Annotated in this window: 12 protein-coding genes; all 12 read right to left on the reverse strand. The window is 47.1% G+C overall.

Annotation, left to right across the window (positions count from 1 at the left end; translation table 11 throughout):
• Nucleotides 1–552, reverse strand: a 552-nt coding sequence (locus HZB61_02385) for a transglutaminase domain-containing protein (protein ID MBI5055456.1), incomplete at its 3' end; no start/stop codon positions are given.
• A gap of 164 nt (nucleotides 553–716) precedes the next feature.
• Nucleotides 717–1,256: a hypothetical protein gene (locus HZB61_02390; GenBank protein ID MBI5055457.1), complete on the reverse strand. Its 540-nt coding sequence runs from the start codon at nucleotides 1,254–1,256 to the stop codon at nucleotides 717–719.
• 58 nt (nucleotides 1,257–1,314) lie between these two features.
• Entirely contained in the window at nucleotides 1,315–1,992 is a 678-nt protein-coding gene (locus HZB61_02395) for a Crp/Fnr family transcriptional regulator (GenBank protein ID MBI5055458.1), read from the reverse strand.
• A gap of 167 nt (nucleotides 1,993–2,159) precedes the next feature.
• On the reverse strand, nucleotides 2,160–4,139 hold the full coding sequence (locus HZB61_02400; protein ID MBI5055459.1) for an adenylate/guanylate cyclase domain-containing protein: 1,980 nt from the start codon (nucleotides 4,137–4,139) through the stop codon (nucleotides 2,160–2,162).
• A 132-nt stretch (nucleotides 4,140–4,271) separates the two neighbouring features.
• On the reverse strand, nucleotides 4,272–5,780 hold the full coding sequence (locus HZB61_02405; GenBank protein ID MBI5055460.1) for a hypothetical protein: 1,509 nt from the start codon (nucleotides 5,778–5,780) through the stop codon (nucleotides 4,272–4,274).
• 188 nt (nucleotides 5,781–5,968) lie between these two features.
• The gene (locus HZB61_02410; protein ID MBI5055461.1) at nucleotides 5,969–7,888 is read right to left on the reverse strand and encodes a DUF1565 domain-containing protein; all 1,920 of its coding nucleotides are present in this window, start codon (nucleotides 7,886–7,888) and stop codon (nucleotides 5,969–5,971) included.
• A 67-nt stretch (nucleotides 7,889–7,955) separates the two neighbouring features.
• Complete coding sequence (locus tag HZB61_02415; GenBank protein MBI5055462.1) at nucleotides 7,956–10,496, reverse strand: LamG domain-containing protein; 2,541 nt, start codon at nucleotides 10,494–10,496, stop codon at nucleotides 7,956–7,958.
• Between the two features lie 17 nt (nucleotides 10,497–10,513).
• Entirely contained in the window at nucleotides 10,514–11,443 is a 930-nt protein-coding gene (locus HZB61_02420) for a FecR domain-containing protein (protein ID MBI5055463.1), read from the reverse strand.
• A 26-nt stretch (nucleotides 11,444–11,469) separates the two neighbouring features.
• Complete coding sequence (locus HZB61_02425; GenBank protein ID MBI5055464.1) at nucleotides 11,470–12,765, reverse strand: hypothetical protein; 1,296 nt, start codon at nucleotides 12,763–12,765, stop codon at nucleotides 11,470–11,472.
• Nucleotides 12,766–13,203: 438 nt separating this feature from the next.
• Nucleotides 13,204–13,887 (reverse strand): Crp/Fnr family transcriptional regulator, encoded by a 684-nt coding sequence (locus HZB61_02430; GenBank protein ID MBI5055465.1) that lies wholly within the window; start codon nucleotides 13,885–13,887, stop codon nucleotides 13,204–13,206.
• A 2-nt stretch (nucleotides 13,888–13,889) separates the two neighbouring features.
• Nucleotides 13,890–14,978, reverse strand: a complete 1,089-nt coding sequence (locus HZB61_02435; GenBank protein ID MBI5055466.1) for a cyclic nucleotide-binding domain-containing protein — start codon at nucleotides 14,976–14,978, stop codon at nucleotides 13,890–13,892.
• A gap of 101 nt (nucleotides 14,979–15,079) precedes the next feature.
• Nucleotides 15,080–16,153 (reverse strand): cyclic nucleotide-binding domain-containing protein, encoded by a 1,074-nt coding sequence (locus HZB61_02440; protein MBI5055467.1) that lies wholly within the window; start codon nucleotides 16,151–16,153, stop codon nucleotides 15,080–15,082.
• Nucleotides 16,154–16,219 lie beyond the last annotated feature (66 nt).

The following is a 16,219-nucleotide window of genomic DNA, read 5'->3' on the forward strand; positions in this document are numbered from 1 at the left end:
CACGGAAAGCCAGTGCTGCAAGTCGTAGTTGCCGGATGCATAATAATTCGGGATGGTCATTGTACCGTATACATACTGAATCGCACCGATGCCCGCATTATAAGTCTTACTCTCTGTCAACAACGCAATCATCAACGACGCTTGATCAAAATCATTCCCGCTGCCGTCCAGATAAGTAAGAGTCGCCCCTTTTAGAGAGCCGAAATAAGGTACGTAGTCAATGTGATTATGGACATAATCATAAATCAATTTTGGGTCATATTGCAGGCCGCGTGCGAGTTCCTTAATTTCATCGGATATCACAGTTGCGGAAGTAGCGAAAGAAGCAACGCCCATAACACCCACTGTTCCCTGTACCCCTGTTCTTCCTTGTTTGGAATTAAAGTAAGCCGTTGCCGCTTCAGGACTGACGGGTTCAGCCGTTCCCATGAACCAACCGGGACCAAGCACCTCGGCTCTTATTTGAGAAGCTGTAAGGATTGAGATTAATAAGACGAAAACAAAAAAAATTGAATACGCCTGCCTGCTTGCTGCGATTAAGCTTTTCCTCATGGGTCGTCCCCCCTTAAAGAATATTTGAAAAGAAAATTTGCAGATGGATTAAGTTAGCAGGTTTGAAAACATCTGTCACCTGTCCGAAAGGACAGGTGACAAAGAATTATTGGCAAGTTAAAATTTTGGGTTCAAAGTTAAAGCCGGCAGGTGGCTTCTCTTCCCTATTCCCCCTCTATCGCCGGCAGCGTTTTGATCTTCAGGCTGATATTTTCCAGGCCCTTGCTTATATTATCCGAAGTCGCTGGTTCTTCCTTTTTAACAGTTGCGTCTAATTCTTTGAAGGCGTCTTTTGATTCGTCTTTTACTCTCTTTATCATTTTCTGCTGGAACTCAAGGGCCTCTTTTGCGATGGCGTCTATTTCTTTCAGCCGCTCGTTATAAGCCTTCATTGTGATGGCTCCTGAATTAAACCTCGTGCAAAGCTCTTTGTATCTCGCTATGATCCCCTGCACCAGCTTGTCCCAGTTTATGCTGTTCTCCTTGCCGAGGGTGATCTCGGGGCCTACGCTGAAAAGCATATTGCCCGCCTTGAAGCCAATCGTTATGCCCGCGCTTCCTTCATAGACATCGCAGTCAAGCTTATCGGCATTTATGTATTCTTTTTTCGTTTCATCGAGGTAGATCTTCACCTTCGCGTCTGCATGGCTTGTTAGACAAAGAGATGACAAAAGGATTGATGCTGCAAGAATTTTTTTGATCATGGCCCGCCTGCCTTTCCCCAGAAGTTATTTGTTCAATTAATTCGTTGTGAAATTATTTCTATTCCTCAAGAAATCTGTTCAATGAAACGACCTTTATCGCTATTCTCCCGCTTGCGGATTTGATCATGCCCTGTTTCTGGAATTTGCTCATTGTTCTTATGCACGACTCAACAGTTGTGCCGACCATTTCCGCGATCTCCTGACGGGTGAGGGGGAAATTTATTTTCCTGTAACCGTCGTCTTCAACGCCCACCTTCTCGGAGAGTTTCAGGAGCAGCGCCGCTATTCTTTTTTCAACCCGCTCAGTGGCTATGTTCTTCAGCATCTCGTGGGCGTCCCTGAGTTTATCGCTGAAGTATCTTACTATCTCAAGCTTCAGTATGGGATACTCTTCCATTATCTTAATAAGGTTCTGGCGGCTGATCCTGATAGCGGTCGTGGATTCCATGGCCTGGGCGGACGCGGGATACGGTTTCTTGTCAAGGACGGCGACCCCGCCAAAGACATCCCCGGGCGACATGATCTCCAGGATGATGTCCTTGCCCATCATCGTGTGCTTCAGCACCTTCACGTTCCCCTCAGACAGGATATAAAACTTTTCCGAGGGATCGCCCTCTATGAAGATCGTCTCATCATTTTTGAACTTCACTTCTTCAAATAGAGAGCTCATCTTCTTTATCTCGGATTCGTTGAGAGAAGAAAATATTTCGCTTTTTTTTAATGTATCAATAATCATCGTGTCCCGCCCGTAAATTTGTCATGCTGAACTTGTTTCAGCATCTAAAAATCCCCCATATCATGAGACCCTGAATCAATACTGAATCGAGTTCAGCACAAGGTCCAGGGTGACAGCGCAAAAAAAATCTTTTGAATTTACAAAGATTATATCATATCTTTGCATTATCATTTCTCTTTCAGATGTATGACCGTCTCCTCCTCGCATTCGGTAATTACTGACCGGGCCGACGGGTCCAGGGATTTGATTTCGTAGACCCTTATCGGTTTTTCCTTGCCTTTAACAATTACATTGCCGACCCCTTTTATGGCGACATGCCCTATCCTGCTTGCCTTCACAAGTTCTATGATCTTTTTGAAGGGCAGTTCGGTTATTAAAATATTCGTGTTGAATTTCCGCGTCAGCGACTCGACCCTCGCCCCGATATTCACGTGGTCGCCGATAACGGTGTAATCCATCTTCTTGCCCTCCGCGCCTATGTTCCCCACGATCACCTCTCCTGTGTTTAAACCTATCCCGATTGTTAGCGGGGTCTTGCCTTCCGCTATCCACTTCTGCCTGAGCTCTTCGAGACGCTTGATCATGTGAAGCGAGCACCGCACGGCAAGCTCTGCGTGGTTTTCCTGTCTCATCGGCGCTCCCCAGAAGGCCACGATCGCGTCGCCGATAAATTTGTCCAGGGTCCCTTCCCATCTGAAGATCACGTCGGTCATCGCCCCGAGATATTCATTGAGCATCGCCACGACTTCTTCAGGCTCGTGTTTTTCGGAGAACGATGTGAACCCGCTGATGTCAGAGAACAGCACCGTTATCTCCCTCCGCTCGCCGCCAAGCTTCGCCATCTCGGGGTTTCGTATCAGCTCATTGACCACCCTCTCTGTGACATAGCTTGAAAACATCTTCCTGATCTCCTTTGCCTTTTTTTCCTCTATGAAATACTGGTAGCTTATGATGAAGGTCCCAGTGCTCAATACCGTCAGGAGAGGGTATATCATGTTGACGCGCGTGTTGTAAAAAATAAAGACCTCCACGTTCGCAATTACGATCAGCCCGGTCAGAAAAATATAGTAAAGAAACGCGTAAAGCGCCCTCTTCCTGCGGGCAATGAAAAATGCGGCCGCGCCTGCAAACAATACCGCGAGGAGATCAACGTGCAGGGGGGCTTTCTTTATGGGATTGCCGTTGATTATATTTGCGATGACCGTCGCGTTCTTTTCAACGCCCGGCATGTTCGCTGAAAAAGGCGTGACCTTTAGATCATAAGTTGCCATGGCCGACGTCCCGATTAATACGATCCTGTTTTTAAATACATCTTTTGGCACGCGGCCGCTGAGAACGTCTGCCGCTGATTTGTGAATAATGCTCCCTTCCCTGCCGATGTAATTTATGTGAAGCCTGCCGAATTCATCCGACGGTATTAATGTCCCGCCGAAATCAATCCCGGCCCCGCCGATAATGCTGACTTTGTCAAGGTTCATACCCTGCGCTATGGCCGCAGTCTTGAGAGAGAGAGAGAAGATATATTCATCGCCGTATTTGATGTAAAGGGTTTCCCACCTGAGCTTTCCGTCCCGGTCCGCAAGTGAATAGACATGACCGAATGTCGCTGCGCCCGCAATCGGTCCGGGAGGCAGAAGCACCCTGCTTGCCGTAACCGGCCTGACCTGTTTGAGCTCCTTAATGCTGCTGACCGCGTTTTCAAAAATGACATTGTCCACTTCACCTTTGAAATCTTTGCCTTCTTCCACATCAAAACCCAGGGCGACAACAAGCCTGTCTTTATGCTTATTCAAAGCTTCTGCAAGGGCGCTGTCGGATTCCGGAGATTCCGGTTCGGGATAGAAAATATCAATTCCCACTACCTTTGGCTGTCCTTCAAATATCTTATTGATAAGTTCTGCCTGGAGCTTTCTGTTCCACGGCCACCTGCCGAATTCCTGGAGGCTCTTTTCATCGACCAGAACAGTGAGAATATCTTCAGGTATGGTGGGCGTTACAAAAACATTTCTTATCTTAAACCGGTAATCAACCAGAAGGGTCTCAATATGGTCATCTACAATTGGTGGGCTTTTAGCGGCAAGGACGATGAAGACAAGAGTGATTAGTAGCGGGACGATTAAGGCTGCTTTACCTATCAGTTTACTCATAGCTTCTACTTAATCCTAAAAACAGCAGTTCATTACCACTGAGGCACGGAGACACTGAGAAAATAAAAGCAATCCGGGAAAACTTATGTCACCACCACGGTGAAGATGCGTCTTGGTTCTTTCTGTTATTTTTCAACCCGGGGACTCTGTGTCTCTGTGGTTAACTGCTTTTTGTAGGTTAATTTGTTCTGCTTCTTTCTTCAAAAGGCTTTCCCTGTGATCGGAGACTATTTCCCCTCTGCTGCCTTCAGCAGTGGTCCTGACAAGCTCAACCTGTCCGTCCTCTCTTTTCTTATACACCGAACCGTTGTCCTCCAGCTTTGGATAATACCTGCCGGATATATCTTCGTACAGATCAATGTTGAAAAGTTTCTTCCCTGAATTGCCTGAGGCGGAAGCGAGATGAAGCATCCCGCCGGTTTGATATACCGCGTAACTGCCGGTTTCATTTTTGTAGCCGACATAATACTTGCCATCTTCTTTATGATAAACGTCGGCATTCATGGGATAGAGGTTTTCTCCTGCAATTTCGAAATAGCTGTCCCGCACAACTTTGAATTTCTTATCGGGGTAGCACAAGGCCCATTCAGAAGTCAGCGTGTCGGGGCTGTGGGTCAGGATCGTTTTCCGCTTATCAAGGACTGTATTGCCGAGCCTGTTATAACTTGTGTGGACCACGCTGTCGCGCACTGAGACATCGTGAATAACGACCGCGTCTTTAAATGCGTTGACCGCGTCTTTGTAGCGCTCTTCGCTCCACGTGCGTTCTATATAATCATTGATGTCGCCCTGGATGAAATAGGCGGCTTCAAATTCCATCCTTGACATCTTCAGGCGCTGAGTCCTTTTCTCTGAATAAAGTTCTTTCCAGAGCGCAGTATCATGGACCGTGTCGGAGCTGAAGATCAATGTCTCGGAAGCGGTCCTGAACTTTATCCCGATATTCGGCAGGCCGTGCCATACGGGAGACTTGACAGCCTCAATGGTAAAACCTTCCGGACCTGTGTAAATGTTCTTGTCCTCTTCATAGAATATTGATGACGAATAAGGGTAGAAGCTCTCGGGTTCGACCCATTCCCTGTATTCAGGGTCCCTGAAGAGCAGCCTGGGCCTGTTGGTCTTTGAGCTGATAACTACCTTCGCCTTTTCAGGCCCGATCAAATTCCCAGCCCCGTCAACAACGCAAAGCTGAAATCTCCCTTTCCCCTGTGTCTTGGCTACAATTTTATATTTAGCCAAAGGGCCCAGGGTCTGGAAATTAACATACGCGTTGCACGGGACATCAATTATGGTCTTGCAATCATTTGACAGCGTCCTGTCAAGCGCGGGCTCCGACATCCTGCAAAGCTCGCCTGTGACTTCTTCAGACGCGAAGAGGTGGACTTTTTCGGTTATGTCAGGGGCGTACCTGTGAAAAATAACAAGATCGGTAAACCATCTCTTGTGGTCATCGTGGCAATGGGTGATAATAAGCTTGTTTAAGTGCTTGAGCCCCTTTCCGCCGATCTGCTGAAACAGCGCTGCCCCGCAGTCCAGCATAAAGTCTGATTGCCCGATGGTGACAAGGTAGCCGATGCTTTTTCCATCCCTGGAGAAAGGGCCTGAATCACCTAATATGCGTACTGTTATTCCGTCAGTCATATGGCGTTATTTTAACACACTGAGACAATCGTGAACTCGTTTGCTTTTATATAGTGAAGGGAAAAAATGTAAACTGATTTATTATCCTATACTCGCTATCCTGAATCAAGGTAATTTTCACATATAACAGAAAGAAGGGCAGGCAAACTGCCTGCCCTTCTTATTGACACTTCAGATACCAAGAATCTCTAATCCTGGCACGGAGACGGCGCCAGCGAAAAGCCTGTGTAGTCTGTGCTTCCGCCCCCCAATTCACAGATATCTTCCCAGTAGCATTCACCGCTGCTGACCTTTGGAGTGGGATCGTCATAGTCCCACTGGTTGTCTCTGGCATTTATAGCGTTAGAGGTATTGTTTACCAGGTTTGATGCTCCGCCCTGGTGATTGCAGCTCAACACATTTCTGTTGATTTCAGGATTGGCGGAATCGGATACACTGATACCTGTATCGTTATTGGTAATTGTGTTGTCTGTTATCGTGGGGGTGGCGTTAGCCCTGATCCATATACCTACAATATTAGTATTGCCGGTTATGGTATTGCCGGATATATCCGGGCTGCCGCCGCTGATATATATCCCTGCATTATTACATTCGCTCCAGTCCATGTTTTGTATGGTATTATTGGTTACCGTTGAACTATTGCTGACCTCTATTCCCGAACAGCCGCCATCAATCAGATTGTTGTTAATTGTCATGACATACTCGTTGTCGTTTACAGCCGGGCTGCTGTTTGTTATCCTGCAACCCTCTACAGAGGCCCCCTCTGCGCCGACGATTGCACCGTTCCACCAATACCAGTCATTTTCAATTTCTGTTGTATAATTTGCTCCCTGACAGTAGAGCCTTGTCCCGGTCTTGAGTCGAAGCGGAAAAGACTCACTTCCCCCCATTTCTTCTCCATCATGATAATATCCTGCCGCCACACAGATCGTCTCATTCCCATCTGTCTGTGTAAGCGCATAGGTGATCGATTGACAGGGACTGCCCGGATTTGTGCAGTTATTTTCTACATCGTCTCCGGTATTCACGTCAACATAAAGATCACATGACATTGACGGTGCACAGGTGTCAGTTGTGGAGAAAAGAAAACTCCTGCCTCCAAGTGTGTAGACACTGCCAAATTGATCTGTGATGCTCTGGTAATTGATGCCGTCGCCTTTGCTTATGCCTGAGCCGTAATCGCCGCAATTTGAGCATTCAAAGTTATTGTAATCAATCCGGACCCTTCCGTCCTGAAAAAGAACTACTTCAAAGTTGTTATAGTTATCGAAGTCTTCATCATCGAAGGTTTCGGTCTCCCATTCAATAACAATTCTCTCGGGCGAAGTCTTGTGCTGCACCCTGTATCCAAATCCATAATAAACTGAACTCAGGTCCAGGTTCCACGCCGCTATAACAGGTCCCTGCCCGCTGCCTGTGGCAAGGTCGTATTCATAGTCATTTTGTGAAGTTGAATATACGTATGTAAACCAGATATTGCCGTTGGTATCAACGGTTATCTGATTATAGGAAACGCCGTAAAACGTAAACGCCCACGGCAGTGTATAAACATCATAAACGTCATCACCCGAATTCTCTAACTCAGCCTCCGTGACCCCTTCCCACGAGTACGAAGTCTCCTGAAAAGAGCATTCGTCTGTTTCAACAGCAACCATATTTACAGTGACAATTTTACTGCTGCCGTCGAGGTCTTCATATTTCTCACCTGTATAAAGCAGCGTATTGTTGCTGTCATACGCTAAGACATTAAAATGCCTCCGGCTGCCGTTAGGCACATCGAACGACTCCGTTACATCGCCCTGCCATGTCGTCACATCCCGCGTCATTGCTGTCATGTCAGATGCGTCTATGGTGAAAGAAATTTTCGCTACGCCTGAAGGCACCGCGGCAAACGCTTCATCAGACTTTATCAGGCCCTCAAAAAATTTCTTCGCCTGCGCAAAAATTGTGTTCTTCTCTATTGCCATACTTGCGGTCTTCCCGCCGTCACTGACCTTTACAGTCACAAGCGATGTGCCGCTTCCTGACTTTCCGCCCCCGCCGCTGCTGCAGGCAACGAGGCCCGCCGACAACAACATTGCTGCGACAATCATTAATAATCTTCTCATGATCATATTCTCCCTTGTATATTAAATTTGGCTTATTAACACCTCAATAAAATATTTCATTCTTCCCTCACATCCCCCGCTGGTAAGACTGTAGAATCTCTGCATCGCTGCGGGCCACATTGCTGATGCGGGTGTCATCGAGGAGGCCATTGAATACGGCGCTGCCTACCCTAAAGCCGGCAATATCGGTGTAACAACCGAGACCAATGTAATGCGAAGCCCCTGACACAGCGTAGGACAGTCCTGCTACGTCGGTTGTCGTCGTGTCGATGGCCCCGTTCACATACAGGCGGTAAGTGAAGAGGTTGCCGCCCTGCGCAGTTCTTGAAACAGCGATGTGGTAGAACTGTCCGGTCTGAAGGGTGGTATTGGAAAGGCCCTCGGTATAAGTACTGGTTGTATGCCATTGCTGCCAATTGACCTTCCTGCTCGAATTGACCCCGACTTCTGCAAGAATGGTGTCGGGCTGATTAAATGAAAAGGCAAGACCGTTGTAGATAAAAAGAATGGAATTCGCACTAAATGACGGGTCAAGGTAGACCCAGCCCTCATAGGTCCAATCGCCATTGAAGACTGTCCCAAGATTGGCATCACCAAGTCTCTGGAAGAACCTGGAGTTCCCGTCCAGAAGACGTCCGTTGCCGATCTGGCCGGAAATAATATCAGGGCTGCCGAATTGAGTGAGATTGTAACTGCCGGTTTCATCAGCAGCGTCGAAAGAAGCAGAGACTTCATCCAGTCGCCACAACGCCACCGTATTGGCATCGAGTATGTGACCCTCCCTGGGAAAGGTGCTGCCTGATTCGGCATCGAATATCTTGATGAATCCGGGGAAGGCCGCAATGCTTCCGCCCGGGACCCTGAGTTTTAATAGGGAAGAATTTTTATAGGAGCCAAGCGGTATCTGGTTTTTCAGCACACCGCCGCAGCCATCCCCGAAATCGCAATTCATTTGGTTGAATTGAATATGGGCGATTTCATTATCGCTTTCGTCAAGCAGGTAAAATTCCATGTCCGTCATGTCGCTTTCCGGCGCGAAATGCACTATCTCAAGAACAGGATTACTGAAATTCCTGACTGCTTCAGGGACACTGAAGACCAGCGTGCCGCTTCCTTCACCGAGGGCCATCCAGTGGGGGGCCCTGTATTCAAGGTCTGAGTCTTCATTGTAACCAAACACATAACCCGGATAATCGTCAGACGTCCGATAAAAATCGATCTCTCCGGTATGGCTTTCGTAATAGCTTCCTTCCACCTGCACATCAAGCAGCACCGCTTTGCCCGACACCGAGGCCGCGTCGTATAGCTTTACAAATGGATTAATAAAAGAATCACAGTCCGAGTTTATCCTGAAATATGAACTGTTCTTGTAATCAGTAACATTAACAATGAAGGTCTGTCCCATTTCCTCGTCGTCTTCAGAGTCGGAAAAGTACGATCCGACCAGAACACCCTCATCATCATACAGAGAAATGGTTGTCCCTCTGTCCTCTTCTCTTCCGAAATTGATCTCCATTACAGGTTCTGTCATTCCGGATACGACGTCGGAGACATTAAAGACGAGGTCGTTGCCGCCTTCAATGCAAGTACCCTCCTCGCTGTCACTGCCCCAGAAGTTTGCCGGAACGGATATGCAGTTGGTGCCGCCGCCCCATTCTGTAACAGTATCAGTTGTCAATTCCGTATTAATCCGGCTTGACCCCTGACGTATGTCGGCAACATAAACACCTGAATTGCCTTTTGTCTCTATCGGCAAAAAGCTCAAATACGCATTCAGGTTTACATTCGAACCGGCAAGAATCGTTAGGGTTTCAGTATCCTGCACCGGGACCTGCCAGGTGTAGGTATTGTGATCTTTATCATCTCCGTTCAGAGCGCTGTTTGCGATTTCGTTGTCTTTATCGTCTATGATTGTGAAGCGTGAGGAGCCGGCATTAACGTAATTCACCTGAAGCTCCATTACAGACCCTCCTCTGAACTCGCAGGGAACATTCAGCGTGATCGAACTTTCACCGTTTATGGTTATCAGCCCGTTTGCGCTCACATTCGATGATGAACCGGAGCCGAAGGCCCTGCTTGTAGAATATGTGCCTGTTGAGGAGGAGATTAATCCAGTAATATCGTAGTAAAACTTGTTGATATTATCTGCAAGGACTACAGTAACAGACTCTGCTCCATTGATATCGGCAAAAGTTGTCCCTTTGTAGATAATACTGCCGCATGAATTTTTTGCCTCTACTGTAAATATCCTGCCGGGGCCGTTTGGCACATCGAATGACTCAACCATTTCCATCCGGCCCGATGTGTCCACTTCCCTCGTTAAAGTGGTCATGTCTGGACCCTGAATTGTGAATGTTATCGTTTTGACATTTGACGGTATTGAACTGGATGCAGCTACTGCTTCGTCAGGCAGAAGAAATTTGAAGAAATCTGCAGCTTTTGCAAAGAGCGCTTTGCCTGCTTCCCTGTTAATTGCTGCCAGCGATTTCTTGCCGACCGTGACAGTGACATTAGATTTTCCTCCTGACGACCCGCTGCCGCCGCTGCTGCAGCCGGTGAGGCTTATAACCATCAGGATAAAAATAATTGCTGTCATGAATTTTTTCATATGCCTGTCTCTCCTTTTCATGGAAATACAACTTGTACGCTTACAGGTGATGTTGTCGGCGGCTGCTGATCTATCGGCGGTTCAACCGGAGGCTGGACCGAAGTTATATCTTCCATCGAAGGCTGATCTTCTATCGACTGTATTACCTCTTTTGCCTTTGATGCTCCCTGTTCTATCGGGGGCAGGGTCTCAGGCGCGCCTGTCCCGGTAAACGGAGATGAAACCAGGGCTGTCTCAACAGCCTCCTGAACAGTTATCTCATAAAAGCCTACGTCGGTATCGCTGGAGAGCCTGTCCATAAGAGACGCCGTAGCCAATTCAGGCTGCGCAGGCGGCTCTCCCTCACAAACGTCAGTCTTCCAGCCGCGCTGCAACTGTACATCTCCCTTAACATTCTCATCTATGTTCCTGACCTCGACATCCCCTTCCCTGCTTACGATAGTTGCGCACAGCTTACACCCGCTGTCAGGAGAAAATTTCTCTCCGCTGTCCATTATTCGCTTACATTGTTCCCCGCCTTTTACCCACGTTTCGGAAAGTATCACAGTTCCCCTTGCCGCAGTTACTGACGTAGGAGTGTGTATTTCAAGGTCCGTGTTGCCTACGACTGTTCTCAGCTTTCCGTCGATCAGATTGAATACCGATTTCCCTCTCTTGCCCTCGTTGAACATGTATTCTTTTACGACCAGCTTTGATTTCTCTCCGAGCGTAAGGACGCTGTCGTCTTTAAAAAGCATCTTCGCCCTTGAGGCTTCAAAGGTTGTGACTGTGTCAATAGAAAGTATGCCGTCTTTCGCCTTTGCATCGAGCTCCTGTTTTTCCCTCCCGATGACCGCCTTGTTCTTTACGGCGACTATGGCGCCCACCTCATTGTCCGCAGATGCCGGACCTGAAAAACACATGCCAAGGACCATTAAAACCAATGCCGCTTTCCATCCCGTTCTCATTTTTTTAAACCTCCGTTTATGTTTATTTAAAACTTAACATTCAGAAATAAACTCGTTACCCAGCGCTCGTAATCATATGCCTCTGTATTTGAATCGTCCCTTGTGTATTGCTCCCCTGCCGTCACGCTGTATCTCTCCATGAATACTTTTGAAGCTGAGACAGAGGCTGTGTATATCCTGTCTTCCCTGTTGTCATCCGCTGCCTTTGCAGAGTCTTTATACCTCTTGTTGTAGTATTCCCCGTTAAGGCCGGCATATATCCCGGCGGGAAAACGGAATCTTAATTCTGTAAATATTCTGTTGCCCCTGTAATCCCAGAAAGTCATTGCTGTCTCATCTTCGTTATAGTAATAACCGGCCTTCGCTGAGATAAAATCATTGACAGGAACATTCTGTATTACGCCCACAATATTATCTTCACCCGTCCTGTCAGAGTTATCTTCAAAAAGGTCGGAATCCATGAAACGGGTGCGTTTATATTTGTATTCAATCTCCGTTGACAGACCCGCGCCCTCAGAGATCACAAGCGAAGGCGATATCGAAAAAGCATAATCATAATCATCCCAGCCAACGTATGCATATTCCGTGGAATATAGTCCCTTGAGGGTCAACACAGGTGAGATTAGGTATGAGCCTTTCAGCTCAAACAGGTGCTGGGTCACGTTAAATTCATTCAGCCTGCTGTGCAGGCTCTGGTAAATACTGTAAGCAACAGAGCCTTCAATGTTCCGGTCTTTATAAAAATTGTATTTGCCCTTCCCGTATAATACGGTCCTCCAGTCTGATTCCCTTGAAACATTGCTTGACAGGGTCCCGTCTTCCGGGCCAAGGACAACGTTGCTGTCATACTGCTCCCCGACTGAAAAATTTACCGACCAGGGCCTGGGTTTCCCTGTGCCGGCAAGAAGCATGAGGTATCCTCTGGCATCTTCGGCAAACTCTGTGTCCCGCCCGTATTTCAGGGTATTCTCAAAATACTCCCTCGCCTCATCATCTCTGCCCCTGTTGTAATAGTATATTCCAAGTTCAAGATTTGTCCTCGGCTCATGAGTGTTATATGAAAGCGCCTTTAGAAGGACCGTCTCAGCCTCTTTACCGTTTAAGCGGCTGAGGGCAATGCCGAGGTAAAGAGTTGCCGCAGGGTCCCCGGGTTTCTCTTTAAGAGCTGACCTGAACTCTGTCTCGGCGTCAGAATAACCACCTTTTTCAAGGCCCAATACACCTTTCGCAACGTGCTTCTGATAGCCTGCTTCATTTGCATGCGCTACAGCAGTAAACAACAGAAGCATACATACTGCAACCACCTGGATACTTCTTCTCATATCATCTCCTCTTTTTACTTTCAGATTTTGGTTGAATTTGAATGGCGGTTTAATATATATTGAACGGCTTGCCATGTAAAGGTAAAATTCACGCAATAATATTTTCTTTTCAAAGATAATATTCATTGCCTTCGGTTCAATACCATGCTTGTCAATTAAGTAAATCTTATATTAATCAGCAAGCGACATGCCACATGCTTAATCTATTGATTTTTAAATAAACTATTAAAAATGAGACTCCTTAGAGAACGCCGAAATGTTTTAAAGGTTTACACTTTGTCGAATTTATTTACACTCAGGTTAAGTCCGTCAATCAATTGCCCCTCATTCTAATTGTCATTGTGAATGATAAGAGCTTTTTCTTTATTTGAAATTCAACAACTGAAAGAATCTGTACCGGACAGCCCGCTTTGGGTAAAGGTAAAATTCACCGCTTGATTAACTGTCCGGTTGAATTAAAAAATAACCTTCATTTTCCGTCACTGTCCCCTTGGTTGACAGGACCTTCAGCGCCTTTGACACTGCTTCTCTTGATGCCCCTATGCTTGAAGCCAGTTCTTTATGTGTATATTTTTTAATTTTGAAAGTGCCGTTTTTGTCCCTCCCGCCTTCCTTCACCGCGTTATGCATCAGGAACCTCATGAGCCTTTCACTGACGTCGAGAAATACAAGGGACTCTATCACCTCGTCGGATTTCCTCAGCCTTTCCACCAGAATGGAAAGCAGGTTGATGGCGATCGAAGGGTCCTGCTTCATCGTGCCGATGAACCTGTCCCGCTTTAACACGGCAAGGGACGTTGCCGCTTCTGCCATGATGTTTGCGGAGCGGGACTTGCCGTCTATCAGGCTCATCTCGCCGAAGAAATCTCCTTCGTTGAAGGTAGTCAGGACAAATTCCTCTCCGTCAGGGCCGAGGAGGCTTGCCTTCACCTTCCCTTTGAGGACAATGAAAAGGTCAGTTCCTTCATCAGACTGGAAAACAACGTCATCGCCCTTTTTAACGGAGATGATTTTAAAATCGTCAATTATATTATTGAGATGCTTATCGGAAAAACTGCTGAACAGTGGGACCCTTCTGAGAAATTTCTCTATTAACTGTTTTTCTTTTTCGCCTATGACCATTTTCATTCTCCGGGGTCCTGGGGAAGATGGATGCCATCTTTGGTCCCGCCCACAGGGCCTTCCCAGGCGCTCAAACCACCGCGTATGCCTTTAGCTTTAAACCCCAGGCTTTTCAGAATGAAGGCAGCTGGAAATCCCCAGGCCTCCATGCCGCAGTATGTATAATATTCTTTTGACGGATCCAGCTCCGTATATCTCTTGCGCAGAAATTCAAGCGGGATATTGATCGCTCCCTGTATGTGCTCCTCCTCATACTGAGGCTGAAACCTTGTATCGATAAAGATGATATTTTTTAAATCCTCAGGAGTGATATCTTCAGGGAAAACATGTTCAAGAAACGAAGCCTTTACCGTCTTGTCGAAGTCGGACCTGGAAAGCGACAGTACAACTGTGTCCTCTATCGCACGGCACGTTGCGCTGCGCCGCTTGCCGGAGATCAAGGCCTCTTCGCCGAATCCCTCGCCTTCACTAAGCACAGCCACCTGTTCCGGGCTTTCTCTGTTTTCCTTCTTTATGACCGCCACCTTCCCGGACTTAACAACATAATACGCGTCTCCTACCTCACCTTCTCTGATAATATCTTCACCGAAGGCATAATTCTTCTCTACGAATTTATCGGACAGGGCAAACATCTTTTCCGGCTCAAGAAGAGCGAAGGGCTGGAGAGTTTTTATTTTATTGTATTCGGAATAGGCATGGGCCTTCGTACCCATAATGCATGAAATGGCTGAATCTATCTGGACAATCTCATCAAAGTCTTTTTTGTACAGCTTGTAGAGTTTCACATCCGTTTTGGCGGTGACGGAAGTAAAACGTGGAGAGCAAGTGAGCAAGGCCATCTCGCCGAAACCTTCTCCACATTTCAGGGATGTTATCCTGGCCTCCTGTCCCCATTTGGTGCTTTTAAAGACCTCGACTTCGCCTTTCTCCACCAGGTAAAAAGAATCCGCGGGGGAGCCTTCCCTGATGATGACCGCCCCTTCGGGAAGCTCAACGATTTCAAGCTTCAAAGAAAGCGCCCCCAGTGCGCCGTCTGAAAGATGAGAAAAATAAGAATACAGCTTCAGAATGTTAGGTGATAAGGTTCCCATTTTATTCCCTCCCTTACAATTAACAATGCCGGCTCAGCCGGGGACCTTTCCCTGCTCATTGCCGTTCTAATAAGGGGTCACGCCCCTTGTGAACCGCATGATCAGGTAGGTGTAAACGCTGCATGAACGCCTTCTGTATTGCCTTCCACCGGCCCCGGCCAGTTCATCAATCCGCCCTTAATACTTTTTGCTTTAAAGCCCTGGCTGTTTAAAAGAAATGCCCCAACCGCGCTTCTTGCGCCTAAAAGGCAATAGACAAAATATTCTTTTGATTGGTCCAGCTCCGAATATCTTTTTCTCAGTTCATCGAGCGGGACGTGTATGGCATTGGGTATACGTTCTTCGTCAAACTCCATCTGCATACGCACGTCGAGGAAAACCGGATGTTCTTTTTTCAGCGCCTCTTCCGCTGCGATCTCATCAAGGAAAGAAGACTTCATGATCCGCTCGAAGTCGTCATGAGAAAGTGTCCAGACGACCGCATCTTCCGTGGCCCTGCATGTGGCGCTGCGCGGAGCGCCGGTGATGAGGGCCTCTTCTCCAAAACCCTGTCCTTCATGCAGAGTAGCTACCTGCTCCGGTTCGTCTCCGAACATCTTCTTTAAAACAGCGACACTGCCTGATTTGATAATGTAGTACACGTCGCCTTTTTCGCCCTGTACAATAATATCTTCACCTGCTGGGTATTTGCGTTCTGCAAGTTTGTCCAGGATCGCTGCCATCTTTTCAGGCTCAAGCAGGGCAAACGGCTGGAGGGTTTTCATTTGGTTGTACTGGGCAAAGCTTTGCGACTGCTTTTCAGCCATGAGAGAGAATGCGGAATCCATGCGGACAATTTCTTCAAAGTCCGTCTTGAACAATTTCAGCAGTCTGACGTCTGTTTTTGCTTTGACGGAACAGCAGCGAGGTGAGCATGTCAATAAAGCCATCTCGCCGAAGCCTGCGGCATGACCGACAATTGAAAGCTTTGCCTTTTGTCCCCATTGAGTTTTCTTGAAGACCTCCACCTCTCCTTCTTTCACAAGGTAAAAGGCGTCAGCCGGCACATCTTCTTTAATAATTTCAGCGCCTGCTGGAAGTTCAACTGCGTGGAGTTTTCTTGAGATCGCCTCAAGCGCCCCGTCTGACAGGTAAGAAAAGTAACAATATTTTTTAAGGTCTTTGTAATCAGACATGAAACTACCTCCGTAAAAAAATCAGTTTTTATAAAAAATAATTAGCAGCTTCACCCTTACAAAATT

This window comes from Nitrospirota bacterium (genome assembly GCA_016214845.1).
Classification (GTDB): Bacteria; Nitrospirota; Thermodesulfovibrionia; order UBA6902; family UBA6902; genus SURF-23.

Coding starts and splice junctions, on each gene's coding strand:
- HZB61_02390 (MBI5055457.1), bottom strand. CDS start 1,256: ATGATCAAAAAAATTCTTGCAGCATCAATCCTTTTGTCATCTCTTTGT.
- HZB61_02395 (MBI5055458.1), bottom strand. CDS start 1,992: ATGATTATTGATACATTAAAAAAAAGCGAAATATTTTCTTCTCTCAAC.
- HZB61_02400 (MBI5055459.1), bottom strand. CDS start 4,139: ATGAGTAAACTGATAGGTAAAGCAGCCTTAATCGTCCCGCTACTAATC.
- HZB61_02405 (MBI5055460.1), bottom strand. CDS start 5,780: ATGACTGACGGAATAACAGTACGCATATTAGGTGATTCAGGCCCTTTC.
- HZB61_02410 (MBI5055461.1), bottom strand. CDS start 7,888: ATGAGAAGATTATTAATGATTGTCGCAGCAATGTTGTTGTCGGCGGGC.
- HZB61_02415 (MBI5055462.1), bottom strand. CDS start 10,496: ATGAAAAAATTCATGACAGCAATTATTTTTATCCTGATGGTTATAAGC.
- HZB61_02420 (MBI5055463.1), bottom strand. CDS start 11,443: ATGAGAACGGGATGGAAAGCGGCATTGGTTTTAATGGTCCTTGGCATG.
- HZB61_02425 (MBI5055464.1), bottom strand. CDS start 12,765: ATGAGAAGAAGTATCCAGGTGGTTGCAGTATGTATGCTTCTGTTGTTT.
- HZB61_02430 (MBI5055465.1), bottom strand. CDS start 13,887: ATGGTCATAGGCGAAAAAGAAAAACAGTTAATAGAGAAATTTCTCAGA.
- HZB61_02435 (MBI5055466.1), bottom strand. CDS start 14,978: ATGGGAACCTTATCACCTAACATTCTGAAGCTGTATTCTTATTTTTCT.
- HZB61_02440 (MBI5055467.1), bottom strand. CDS start 16,153: ATGTCTGATTACAAAGACCTTAAAAAATATTGTTACTTTTCTTACCTG.